The organism is Mesorhizobium sp. M7A.F.Ca.CA.002.05.1.1 (assembly GCF_003998335.1).
In the GTDB taxonomy this organism is placed as follows: Bacteria; Pseudomonadota; Alphaproteobacteria; order Rhizobiales; family Rhizobiaceae; genus Mesorhizobium.
Genome location: NZ_RZQI01000111.1, coordinates 1 through 10,935 on the forward strand (window position 1 = coordinate 1; position 10,935 = coordinate 10,935).

A 10,935-nucleotide genomic window follows, 5' to 3' on the forward strand; every position below is an offset into this window, starting at 1 on the left:
TCGCAAAAACGGCTGGGCAGCAGGAACAGCAGCGTGTCCGCCGGCAGGTCGCGAACCTCGTGCTGCCAGGCCATCAGATCGCCCATCTCGAAAGTGCCGGGATCGCGGATCACCGCGTCGGTGCCGAAGGTGAAACGCCCGGGCGGCGCGACGAACCGGTTGCACCAATTGCCGAAACTGTCGCGATAGCTTTCGATCGGCACCGGCGGGTTGGAAATCAGGAAATCCGGCCGCTCGAGATCGGAGGCACGCGAATAATGCACATTCAGCATCGCGATGAGCGGCGTTTCCTGCGGAAAGTCGAAGCTCATCTCGCAGCCGATGTGGATTCGCATTGTCGTCCTGACGGCCTGCCTGACGATCACCCGGCGAAGCTCGGGTCGATGCTGCAGTGCGAAAATGACCATCGCACGGACCGTCATGGTTTACGAGCAAATTAGAAACCGGTTGAAAGCGATCCGGCGACGCCGGCAACGGTCGCTAACCCCTTGCGGTCGGGCGGTTCTCTTGTTTCACTTGGCGTCCCACATCAGGAGGTACGAATCATGGCTAAAGGTGCGATGAAGGCAGGCAAGGAAGCCCGCAAGCCGAAGAAGGACGCCAAGAAGCCCGCTCCGGCTCCCGCGCTGAAGGCGCCGCCGGTCAAGGCGATGAAGCTCAAGGACAAGTAGGTCCGGCGATCCACTTCGCAATAAGGGTTACGGCCGGCGACACTGTTGCCGGCCGCTGTTGATCGAGCGCTCGAAATTCCTATATTGGCATGGCGGGGACGACCTCGCGCTTCCCCAAAATCCGGACGGGACGACCCGCCATTGTTTGACTGATCGTCGGACGCCGAAATCACCTTTCGGTCCGATGCTCTGATGGAGCGTTGTCGATGTCGTGGATTCTTCTCTTTTTCGCCGGCCTGTTCGAGATCGGCTGGGCAATCGGCCTCAAATACACAGATGGCTTCTCGAAACTGGTGCCGACCGTGCTGACCGTTGCCTCTATGGTCGTCAGCCTCACTCTGCTCGGCCTGGCGCTGAAGGCGCTGCCCGTTGGCACCGCCTATGCGGTGTGGACCGGCATCGGCACCGTCGGTACGGCACTGCTCGGCATCTGGCTGCTCGGCGAACCAGCCACCGCGATCAGGCTGGCCTGCATCGCGCTCATCGTCTGCGGCATCATGGGGCTGAAGTTCGCCGCCTGACGGTCTTTTGGTTTGCGCATGTCATCCTCCCAGAACCGGGACCAATATTTGGGCGACATGGGACAAACACCTTCAGGGCCGCTGTGAGGCGACCCTGATTGTCGAAGCTGGCTGCTTCGGTAATCCTGAGGCTAGCGGGCGGAGAAGCCCGGCGGCGTCCTGCCGGTGCGCTGCTTGCGTGCCGCATAACGCGCGTCACGCTTGGCCTTGCGTTCGGCTTCGTCGGCCAGAAAACGGGCGATGCGCTCGTTCTCTTCGGATTCCCGAATCTTGGCCTCAGCCTGTGCAGCTTCCTCGGCGGCGATACGTGCCGCTTCGGCTGCTGCCTCGCGCTCGGCCTTCTCGACCGCTTCGCGTGCCAGCTTCTCCTGCTTCAGCCGAGCCTTTTCAGCTTCGCGGATTTCGCGGGCCGCGAGGATCGCCTTGCGTTCAGCCTGCCGCGCCAGCACAGCGGGATCATCCGCCGCCGGCTTTGCCTTGAAGCGCTCGAGGAGCGCCTTCTTTGCCTCGTTTGCGGCATTGCGCCGCTCGAAAACGTCTTTTTCCCTGTAGATAGCCAAGTCCACTTCCCTGAAGTCAATTCGCGACGCTTACATACGCGCGAAAACCGAGAGTTCAAGCGCCAAAACGGCATGGCAGCCATGAAATTGTCGGCTGTTGCACTCGGGAGACGCCTTTGGAGCAATTTCAGGGAAGTGTGAAACGGTTTTCCCGGGAAAAGCGCGCAGCGCTTTCCCTTGGGAATTGCGACGAAGAGATTGAACCGAAAACGACATGCACTGTTCACCGTCGCGCCTCTGGCGGCGAGGTTGGCGGATGGCTACGTCTAGCGGCAAATTCCAACACCAGGATGACATTAGATGGAACTCGGTCTCTACACCTTCGCCGACGTCAGCCCGCAGCCGGGCCCCGGCGCCATCGGCCCGCATGAGCGGCTGCGCAACCTGATCGAGGAGGTCGAGCTGGCCGATCAGGTCGGCCTCGACGTCTTCGGCCTCGGCGAGCATCACCGGCCCGACTATGCCGCCTCCGCACCGGTCGTGGCCCTGGCCGCGGCCGCCGAGCGCTCGAAGCGCATCAAGCTGACCAGTGCCGTCACCGTTCTGTCTTCTGATGACCCGGTGCGCGTGTTCCAGCAGTTCGCAACGCTCGACCTTCTGTCGGGCGGCCGCGCCGAGATCATGGCCGGACGCGGCTCGTTCATCGAATCCTTCCCGCTGTTCGGTTACAACCTCGAGGACTATGACGAGCTGTTCGCCGAAAAGCTCGATCTGCTACTTGCCATCCGCAACGGCGTGAAGGTCACCTGGTCCGGCAATCTGCGCGCGCCGATCAACGATCGCGGCGTTTATCCCCGGCCCTTCCAGGACAGGCTACCGGTCTGGATCGCCATTGGCGGCACGCCGCAGTCTGCCGCCCGCGCGGGTGCGCTCGGCCTGCCGCTGGCGCTCGCCATCATCGGCGGCGAGCCGGCGCGCTTCGCGCCGCTGTTCGATCTCTATCGCGAAGCCGCCAAGCGCGCCGGCAGCGACCCGAGGGGCCTTGCCACCAGCATCAACGTGCACGGCTTCATCGCCGAGACGACCGAGCAGGCGGCCGACGATTTTTACGGCCCGCAGGCGGAGGTGATGAACCGCATCGGCCGCGAGCGCGGCTGGGGTCCGACATCCCAAGCGCATTTCGACCAGTCGCGCGGCCCGAACGGCGCGTTGTTCGTCGGCGGTCCCGAGCAAGTGGCTGAGAAGATCGTCGCCCAGCACAAGATCTTCGGCAATGACCGCTTCCTGCTGCAAATGGCGATCGGCACCATGCCGCATGCCAAGATCATGAAGGCGATCGAACTCTACGGCACCAGGGTGGCGCCGATCGTGCGCAAGGAAACAGCCAGGGCTGGCACAGCCGTCACCACGCCGGCAGCCTGACGGAAATGTCGGCTGCTGGCTGCTGCCTTTGAGAAGGCCGGATTTTTCGTCCTCGTCGCCACGACATTGGGAAGAAAGCCAAATCTCTCTTCCAACGCCGTGAGTGCAGGCCTGGATGCTGCGGCGCGCTCTGATTTCCGGACCCGTGCAAACGGGCCTCATTCCGGAAGCCGGCTCATGGAACCTGCGCCCATAACTCTGCGTTCATGCAAGCAATAGCCGATCGCCGAGGGCGCCGGCTCGAGGGTGAGCATGAAAACCGAACCCGCTGCCTTGGGCCGCGCCATCGCCGACGAGTCGGATTCGCGCGTTGCGGCCCGCGCCGACACGCATCTGATGCGCTCGCTGCTCGTCGGCATTTTCCTGTTCATGGCCATCTATGCGCTCTACTTCGCTCGCGCTTTCTTCATGCCGGTCATTCTGGCTTTCCTGCTGGCGCTGACGCTGACGCCGATCGTTAGGCTCCTGCGCAGGCACGGCATCTCCGAAGTGGTTTCGGCGACCCTTCTGGTGCTGTTGTCGATCTGCATCTTTGCCAGCGTAGGCTACCTGCTCAGCGGACCGATCATCGACCTCATCAACAACACCTCTTCGATAGGCCAGCAACTTGCCGAACGGCTGGCGCAATTGCGCCGCCCACTCGAGAAGATCATGCAGATTTCGCATCAGATCGAACAGCTGACCCAGACGTCGCAGGAGCCGGGCATCCAGAGGGTGGCGATGGCGCAGTCCGGCATCCTGTCGGCGGCCGCCAGCAACATCCTGTCGGCCGGAACAGGCCTGACTATCATTTTCGTGCTGTCGCTGTTCCTGCTCGCCTCCGGCACGATGTTCTATGAAAAGATCATCCAGTCCTTCGCCAGCCTCAGCGAAAAGAAACGGGCGCTGCGCGTCGTCTATGACGTCGAGCGCGAAATCTCGCACTATCTGCTCACCGTCACCATCATCAATGCCGGCCTCGGCACGGTCATCGCTCTTGGTCTGTGGGCGCTCGGCATGCCCAATCCGCTGGTCTGGGGAGCCGCCGCGGCGTTGCTCAACTTCTTGCCCTATGTCGGAGCGCTGATCACCATCGTGCTTGTCACGGTCATGGCGTTGATCAGCTTCGATACCATCTTCTACGCGCTTCTGGCGCCGGCCTTCGTGATCTTGTGCGACATCGTCGAAGGCCAGTTCGTGACGCCGATGGTGGTCGGCCGGCGTCTGGAGATCAACGCCGTGGCAATCTTGATCGCCATCGCCTTCTGGTCATGGTTGTGGGGCTTCGTCGGCGCCCTGATGGCGGTGCCGCTGCTGGTCGTCATCAAGGTATTCTGCGATCATTTCGACGGGCTCAGCCATGTCGGCAATTTTCTCGCCGCGCAGCACGCGGTTGTCGTCGAGGAGGACGACATCGCCGACCCCGAAGCTATCAAAGGCTGATCAATATTTTTGAATTTGCGGCGCCGCCGGATGCTTCCTACATGCGGTCCTGACACAGGATCCCATCCATGACCGCTCTTTCCGTTCTCGACCTGTCGCCGATCGTCGAAGGCAGCGATGCCTCGCAGTCGCTGGCCAACTCGCTCGATCTTGCCCGCCATGCCGAGCGCCTGGGCTACAAGCGTTTCTGGCTGGCCGAGCATCACAACATGCCGGGTATCGCCAGCGCGGCCACAGCCGTCGTCATTGCCCATGTCGCCGGCGGTACCAAGACCATTCGCGTCGGCGCCGGCGGCATCATGCTGCCCAACCATTCGCCGCTGGTGATTGCCGAGCAGTTCGGCACGCTGGCCGCCTTGCATCCGGGCCGCATCGATCTCGGCATCGGCCGGGCGCCCGGCACCGACATGGGCACCGCCCGTGCCTTGCGCCGCAATCTCGAGGCCGGGGTCGACAATTTCCCTCAGGATGTCGTCGAGCTGATGGGCTATTTCCAGCCGGCCGAGGAAGGCCAGCGAATTCGCGCCGTGCCCGGCGAAGGCCAGGACGTGCCGGTCTGGATCCTCGGCTCCAGCCTCTACGGCGCGCAGCTCGCCGCCATGCTCGGCCTGCCCTACGCCTTCGCTTCGCATTTCGCGCCGGCGGAGCTGGATCACGCGCTGGATGTCTACCGCTCGCGCTTCCAGCCGTCCGAGCAGCTCGACAAGCCGCATGTCATGCTTGGCCTCAATGTCTTCGCCGCGCCCACCGATGCGGAGGCCCGTTTGTTGTTCACCTCGCTGCAACAGGCTTTCGTCAATCTGCGCACCGGTCGGGCCGGCCGGCTGCCGCCACCTGTCGAGAACTATGACCGCGATCTCGATCCGATGGCAAAGACAATGCTCGGCCAGGCATTGTCCTGCGCCGTCGTCGGCTCCCCGGAAACGGTGCGGCAAGGCCTCGATGCCTTCGTGCGCCGCACCGGTGCCGACGAACTGATGGTCACTGCGCAGATGTTTGATCATGCGGCGCGGGTGCGGTCGTTCGAAATCCTGGCCGAGGCGCACAAATCCCTTTCGCAGGCGGCCTGACAGGCCCTGCTACGACTTACGCCGGGGGAAGGCTACGCGCTCACGCTCTGCGCAATCGCGCCGAGCGGACGGCATGAATTGCGGATCATCAGCCTGCCCTTGAGCAAAAGCTTGCGCGGCGGCGCGTCCCTGTTGCCGGCGAGACGATCGAGAAGCAGATTGGCCGCCTGTTCGCCGATCGCCTGCACGGGCTGGGCCACCGTGGTCAACTGCGGCTGGAACACGTCGGACCATGGAAAGTCGTCGAAGCAGGCGACCGAAATATCTTCCGGGCAGGACAGGCCGATGTCGCGGATCGCCTTCATGGTGCCGATCACCATCGGATTGTTGGCCGAGAAGATCGCGCTTGGCCGATCATGCGAGGAAAGCATCTGCATGGTTTCGTTATAGCCGTCGATCTCGTGGAAATTGCCGAAGCGGATCAACTCCTCGGCGATCGGCAGGCCGGCGGCGTGAAGCGCCTCGCGATATCCCGCCATGCGGTCATGCATCGGCGAGATGTCCGAGGTGCCGGTGATGTAACCGATGCGCCGGTGGCCGAGATTGATCAGATAGGTGATGGCGTCGAACACCGCGCGCTGGTTGTCCAGCACCACGGCATCGGTGTCGATGCCTTTGCAGATACGATCGAGCAGCACGACCGGCACGTTGGCGTCGTCGACGATCCGCTTGAGGATCGCGCCGTCGCCGACGCGCGCCACGATCAGCCCGTCGACCATGCGGTCGAGCAGCAACCTGATCTGGTCGTCCTGGGTGTTCAAATCCTCGTCCGTGCAGCACAGCATGACGGCATAGCCGGCCCGGTCGAAGGCCTGCTGGATGACCGAGACGACATCGGTGAAGAACGGGTTGGTGATGTGCGGCACGGTCAGTCCGATGGTGCGGGTCGTGCCCATCTTCAGGCTGCGGGCGATCGCGTTGCGCTTGTAGCCGATATCGCGGATTGCCTGCTCGATGCGCTGGCTAAGCTCCGGGCTGACCGTCGCCGTGCCATTGATCAGCGCCGAAACGGTGGCGACAGAAACACGCGCCGCTTCAGCCACATGAAGCATGGTGGGCGCGGTGGATTTGCGGTGTCTTTTTTGCCCTGACGCTGTCATTTTCGAAACGTTTCGCCACTCTTGCTGGCCAATACGTACGGAATCCTGTCCTTTTTAGCAAGAATCGAATTGCACCAAACGTCCGGCACCTTATATCGGCTTGACATGATCGAAACGTTTAGATTAGCGTTTGCGGGAAGTTGACGACGACGGAAGGGAGGCCGCCATTGTCATGCAAGAGAGCAATTGCCTGTCCCCGGAGCACGGTGCGGCCGATCGGTCGCACATCGTTCTGAGTGCCGAGCGCATTTCCAAGAGCTTCGGCGGCATCGCCGCGCTTGTCGATGTCGGCTTTGAGCTGCGTCGCGGCGAGGTTCATGCCTTGATGGGCGAGAACGGCGCCGGCAAGTCGACGCTGATGAAAATCCTCTCCGGCGTCTATACCGGTTATGACGGCACGGTGAGCGTCGATGGCCGCCCCACCAGCTTCGCCGGCGTGCGCGACGCCGAGGATGCCGGCATCGCCATCATTCATCAGGAGCTCAACCTGGTGCCCGAGCTCAGCGTCGCCGACAACATCTTCCTCGGCCGCGAGAAGCTGATCGCCGGGCTGATCGTCGACCGCAAGGCGAGCAGCCGCGCGGCAGGTGCTTTGTTGCAGCGGCTCGGCATCGAACTCGATCCGCAAGCCCGCGTCGGCGCCCTGCGTGTCGGCGAGCAGCAACTGGTCGAGATCGCCAAGGCTCTGTCGATGTCGGCACGCATCCTGATCATGGACGAGCCGACCTCGGCGCTTTCGCCGGCCGAATGCCAGCGGCTGTTCCGCATCATCCGCCAGCTTGCCGACAGCGGCGTCGCCATCGTCTACATCTCGCACCGCATCGACGAGGTCATGCATCTGGCCGGCCGCGTCACCGTGTTTCGCGACGGCCGCCATGTGCTGACCGAGCCGATGGCCAGGCTCGACGAAGATACGATCATTTCGGCGATGGTCGGCCGCAACCTGCTCGCTTCCTCCGAGGAAGAGCGCAACACCAGCGGCATGACCGTGCTTTCGGTCGAAAACCTGTCGCTGTCGAAGCCCGATGCGCATGGTTGGCGCACGGTGATCGACGGCGTCGGCTTCGATCTTGCCGCCGGAGAAATCCTCGGCATTGGCGGGCTGCTGGGTTCGGGCCGCACCGAGATCCTGGAAGCGATCTTCGGCTCGAGCAATGGCCGCACCGGCGGCGAAATCCGTATTGACGGCCATCCCGTGGACATCCGTTCGCCGCGCGATGCGAGGCGGCTGGGCATTGCGCTGGTGACCGAGGACCGCAAGACGCAAGGGCTGCATCTGCAGGCTTCGATCGCGGACAATGTCGCCCTGCCGCTGGTCGGCTCGCTGGCCCGCTTCGGCATCCGCTCGCTGGCCGGCGAGCAGGGGCTGGCGCGGCAGGCGGTCAAGGCCCTCGGCATCCGCTGCCGGGACATCGACCAGCCCGCCGGTACGCTGTCGGGCGGCAACCAGCAGAAGGTTGTCATCGGCAAATGGCTGGCGACGAAGCCGAGGGTGCTGTTGCTCGACGAGCCGACGCGCGGCATCGATGTCGGCGCCAAACGCGAGATCTACGACCTGATCTTCAAGCTGGCGCGCGACGGTCTCGCCATCGCCGTCATCAGCTCCGAACTGCCGGAGCTGCTGCACCTCTCCGACCGCATCCTGGTGATGGCCGATGGCCGCCAGACAGGCATTCTTTCCCGCGACGCGGCCAGTGAGGAGGCCATCATGCGCCTCGCCGCCCCGCGCCGGACCATATCGAGACCAGCCGCATGACCGTTTTGAAACTCCTGTCCCGGACCAAGCTCTATTGGGGCCTGATCGCCATCTTCCTGATCGGTGTCCTGGGCTCGCCGATGAGCTCGAAGGGCAACAACATCTTCCTCTCCTACGGCAATCTGCTCGATGTGCTGCGCCAGGTGTCGACCACCGGCCTGATCGCCACTGGCATGACGGCTGTCATCATCACCGGCGGCATCGATCTCTCCGTCGGCTCGCTAATGGCCATCTGCTCGGTGGTCTGCGCCATGCTGCTGACGGTTCCAGGCGTGACGCCGGGCGTCGTGCTGGGCGTGCCAACCGTCGCCCTGGTGGCGCTTTGCCTCGGTTTCGTCGTCACCCGTTTCATTTTCCAGAACCTGGCAAAATCCCGTGCCGGCGCCGACCTCCTCCGTGAGATCAAGCTGGACGGGATTCGCGGCCTGGTCACGCCCGCCGTCGTCGGCGTGGTCCTGTGCTGCCTGTCGCTGTGGTTTCTGCTGCCGCAGATCGAGCCGAAATTCGGTGTGCTCGGCGTGCTGCTGGTGGCGCCGTGCGTTGGTTTGCTGTTCGGCGCGCTCAACGGCTTCATCATCGTTGCCGGGCGCCTGCAGCCCTTCATCGTCACCCTGGCGATGATGGTGACGGCGCTCGGCATCGCACGGCTGACCGCCGGCCAGAACAATGCGGTGCTGCCGGTCTATACCGGCTCCAACGCGACCGCCGATTTCGAGATCCTGCGCTCGCTGGTGTTCGGCATCATCCCGATGCCGGGCCTGTTCTTCCTCAGCGCCATCCTGATCTATGGCGCGGTGCTGCGCTTCACGCCGTTCGGCCGCTATGTCTATGCCATCGGCGGCAACGAGGAGGCGGCGCGCCTCTCCGGCATCGCCGCCGGCCGCGTCAAGATCGCAACCTATGCCGTCTCGGGGCTGCTCGCCGGCATCGCCGCCGTGCTCTATGTCGCACAGTACCGGCAAGGCAAGCCGGATGCCGGCGCCGGGCTGGAGCTCGACGCCATCGCCGCCGTGGTCATCGGCGGCACCAGCCTGATGGGCGGGCGCGGCAGCCTCACCGGCACGTTCTGCGGCGTGCTGATCTTCGGTCTGCTCTCCAACATCCTGCAGCTCCACAACATCAATTCGAACCTTCAGCTGGTGCTGAAGGGGATGATCATCATCGGCACCGTGCTCGTGCAGGAGCGCAATGCCGGTGATCTCCTGGCCTATCTGCGCCTGCCCGGCGGGCAATCGGCGCACAAGGAAACGGCCGCGGCAAAGCGGCCGTCGCAAGAGACACCGTCTCTCAATCTCGGAGGAAACAAAAAATGAAACGACGTGACATGCTGAAGCTTGCTGCAGTGACCGCGGCACTGCTGACCACCACCGCGCTTCTGACCACCGGCAATGCCTTCGCCCAGGACAAGAAGTGGAAGATCGGCTTCTCGCAGGTGACGACCATCGAGCCCTGGCGCGCGCAGTTCAACAAGGACATTCTGGCCGAAGCCGCCAAGCATCCCGAGGTCGAACTGATCATCACCGACGGCGAGGACAAGACCGAAAAGCAGGTCGCCGATGTCGAGAACCTGATCCGCCAGGAAGTCGATGCGCTGTTGGTGTCACCGAAGGAATCGGCCGGCCTGACCGGCGTCGTGCAGCAGGCGATCGATGCCAAGATCCCGGTCTTCGTGCTCGACCGCAATGTCGAGACCAAGGACTACACGCAGTTCGTCGGTGGCGACAACGCGCTGATCGGCCGCGCGGCCGGCGAATATGCCGTCGAACTGCTTGGCGGCAAGGGCAAGGCTGCAGGCAACGTCGTCGAGATCTGGGGCGGCATGGGCACCCAGCCGGCGCATGACCGCCACGACGGCTTCCACGAATTCACCGACAAGGAGCCGGGCATCAAATATCTGCTCGACCAGCAATCGGGCGACTGGAAGCAGGATCAGGCCTACAATCTGATGGCCAACGCGCTGAAGAGCAACGAGAAGATCGATCTCGTTTACGGACACAACGATCCGATGGCCTACGGCGCCTATCTCGCCGCCAAGGATGTCGGCCGCGAGAAGGACATCAAGTTCATTGGTATCGACGGCCTGCCCAACGAAGGCGTGCAGATGGTCAACAAGGGCGAGCTGACGGCAACCTTCACCTATGTCACTCCCGGTGCCGAAGGCCTGCGCCAGGCGATCAAGTTCCTCAACGGCGAGAAGGTCGAAAAGACCATCACTCTGCCGACCGAGAAGATCACCAAGGAAAACGCCGCCCAGGTGCTGAAGGACAACGGCCTCTGAGCCAAGCTTCCTGCCGGGTGCCTTTTTGGCGCCCGGCGGTCTAAGCCAGCTTCACCAGCAGCTTCATGAAGGTGGCGATCTCCTTGGCGGAGAGCGGTGCCAGCGTCTCCTGGGTGATCTCGCGCGCCAGCGGGATCAGGCGGTCGATGGCATCACGGCCTGCCGCGGTCAGATTGACCAGCAGCCGTCTCTTGT

General features: G+C 63.3%; 10 protein-coding genes and 2 pseudogenes. 8 read left to right on the forward strand and 4 right to left on the reverse strand.

The genetic code is table 11. From position 1 onward, the window contains the following. A pseudogene (locus tag EN939_RS08485) lies at positions 1 to 335 on the reverse strand (transglutaminase family protein); the annotation flags it as partial. A 210-nt stretch (positions 336 to 545) separates the two neighbouring features. Between EN939_RS08485 and EN939_RS39695 the strand changes: the two are divergent. Then, positions 546 to 671, forward strand: coding sequence for a hypothetical protein (locus EN939_RS39695; protein WP_013528464.1), 126 nt, complete (start codon positions 546 to 548; stop codon positions 669 to 671). Between the two features lie 206 nt (positions 672 to 877). Further along, positions 878 to 1,192: a quaternary ammonium compound efflux SMR transporter SugE gene (gene sugE, locus EN939_RS08495; protein WP_013528463.1), complete on the forward strand. Its 315-nt coding sequence runs from the start codon at positions 878 to 880 to the stop codon at positions 1,190 to 1,192. Between the two features lie 131 nt (positions 1,193 to 1,323). Here the strand turns inward: sugE and EN939_RS08500 are convergent, their stop codons facing one another. After that, entirely contained in the window at positions 1,324 to 1,752 is a 429-nt protein-coding gene (locus EN939_RS08500; RefSeq protein ID WP_023761392.1) for a DUF6481 family protein, read from the reverse strand. A 300-nt stretch (positions 1,753 to 2,052) separates the two neighbouring features. Here EN939_RS08500 and EN939_RS08505 point away from each other — a divergent pair, with 300 nt between their 5' ends. From EN939_RS08505 to EN939_RS08515, 3 genes are all read left to right on the forward strand, one after another. After that, the gene (locus EN939_RS08505) at positions 2,053 to 3,114 is read left to right on the forward strand and encodes an LLM class flavin-dependent oxidoreductase (protein ID WP_127267667.1); all 1,062 of its coding nucleotides are present in this window, start codon (positions 2,053 to 2,055) and stop codon (positions 3,112 to 3,114) included. Positions 3,115 to 3,366: 252 nt separating this feature from the next. Further along, positions 3,367 to 4,536, forward strand: a complete 1,170-nt coding sequence (locus EN939_RS08510) for an AI-2E family transporter (protein ID WP_127267668.1) — start codon at positions 3,367 to 3,369, stop codon at positions 4,534 to 4,536. 68 nt (positions 4,537 to 4,604) lie between these two features. Next, positions 4,605 to 5,606 carry an LLM class flavin-dependent oxidoreductase gene (locus EN939_RS08515; protein ID WP_127267669.1) on the forward strand — a complete coding sequence of 334 codons (1,002 nt, stop codon included), beginning with the start codon at positions 4,605 to 4,607 and terminating at the stop codon, positions 5,604 to 5,606. Between the two features lie 32 nt (positions 5,607 to 5,638). On the opposite strand, the gene EN939_RS08520 is transcribed toward EN939_RS08515, so the two are convergent. Further along, positions 5,639 to 6,658: a LacI family DNA-binding transcriptional regulator gene (locus tag EN939_RS08520; protein ID WP_127267670.1), complete on the reverse strand. Its 1,020-nt coding sequence runs from the start codon at positions 6,656 to 6,658 to the stop codon at positions 5,639 to 5,641. Between the two features lie 220 nt (positions 6,659 to 6,878). Here EN939_RS08520 and EN939_RS08525 point away from each other — a divergent pair, with 220 nt between their 5' ends. From EN939_RS08525 to EN939_RS08535, 3 genes are read left to right on the forward strand one after another with little or no spacing between them, the layout of a single operon-like run. After that, positions 6,879 to 8,462, forward strand: a complete 1,584-nt coding sequence (locus tag EN939_RS08525; RefSeq protein WP_127267671.1) for a sugar ABC transporter ATP-binding protein — start codon at positions 6,879 to 6,881, stop codon at positions 8,460 to 8,462. Continuing rightward, positions 8,459 to 9,775 (forward strand): ABC transporter permease, encoded by a 1,317-nt coding sequence (locus EN939_RS08530; RefSeq protein WP_127267672.1) that lies wholly within the window; start codon positions 8,459 to 8,461, stop codon positions 9,773 to 9,775. The genes EN939_RS08525 and EN939_RS08530 overlap by 4 nt, the downstream gene beginning before the upstream one ends. After that, positions 9,772 to 10,740, forward strand: a complete 969-nt coding sequence (locus EN939_RS08535) for a substrate-binding domain-containing protein (RefSeq protein ID WP_127267673.1) — start codon at positions 9,772 to 9,774, stop codon at positions 10,738 to 10,740. Before EN939_RS08530 ends, EN939_RS08535 begins: the two co-directional genes overlap by 4 nt. A 40-nt stretch (positions 10,741 to 10,780) precedes the next feature. On the opposite strand, the pseudogene EN939_RS39800 reads toward EN939_RS08535, so the two are convergent. Next, positions 10,781 to 10,935: pseudogene (locus tag EN939_RS39800) on the reverse strand (MarR family transcriptional regulator); the annotation flags it as partial.

What these genes read in the sequence shown, in the direction of transcription:
- sugE (WP_013528463.1), top strand. Translation starts at nt 878, where the DNA reads ATGTCGTGGATTCTTCTCTTTTTCGCCGGCCTGTTCGAGATCGGCTGG.
- EN939_RS08515 (WP_127267669.1), top strand. Translation starts at nt 4,605, where the DNA reads ATGACCGCTCTTTCCGTTCTCGACCTGTCGCCGATCGTCGAAGGCAGC.
- EN939_RS08505 (WP_127267667.1), top strand. Translation starts at nt 2,053, where the DNA reads ATGGAACTCGGTCTCTACACCTTCGCCGACGTCAGCCCGCAGCCGGGC.
- EN939_RS08535 (WP_127267673.1), top strand. Translation starts at nt 9,772, where the DNA reads ATGAAACGACGTGACATGCTGAAGCTTGCTGCAGTGACCGCGGCACTG.
- EN939_RS08530 (WP_127267672.1), top strand. Translation starts at nt 8,459, where the DNA reads ATGACCGTTTTGAAACTCCTGTCCCGGACCAAGCTCTATTGGGGCCTG.
- EN939_RS39695 (WP_013528464.1), top strand. Translation starts at nt 546, where the DNA reads ATGGCTAAAGGTGCGATGAAGGCAGGCAAGGAAGCCCGCAAGCCGAAG.
- EN939_RS08525 (WP_127267671.1), top strand. Translation starts at nt 6,879, where the DNA reads ATGCAAGAGAGCAATTGCCTGTCCCCGGAGCACGGTGCGGCCGATCGG.
- EN939_RS08520 (WP_127267670.1), bottom strand. Translation starts at nt 6,658, where the DNA reads ATGCTTCATGTGGCTGAAGCGGCGCGTGTTTCTGTCGCCACCGTTTCG.
- EN939_RS08510 (WP_127267668.1), top strand. Translation starts at nt 3,367, where the DNA reads ATGAAAACCGAACCCGCTGCCTTGGGCCGCGCCATCGCCGACGAGTCG.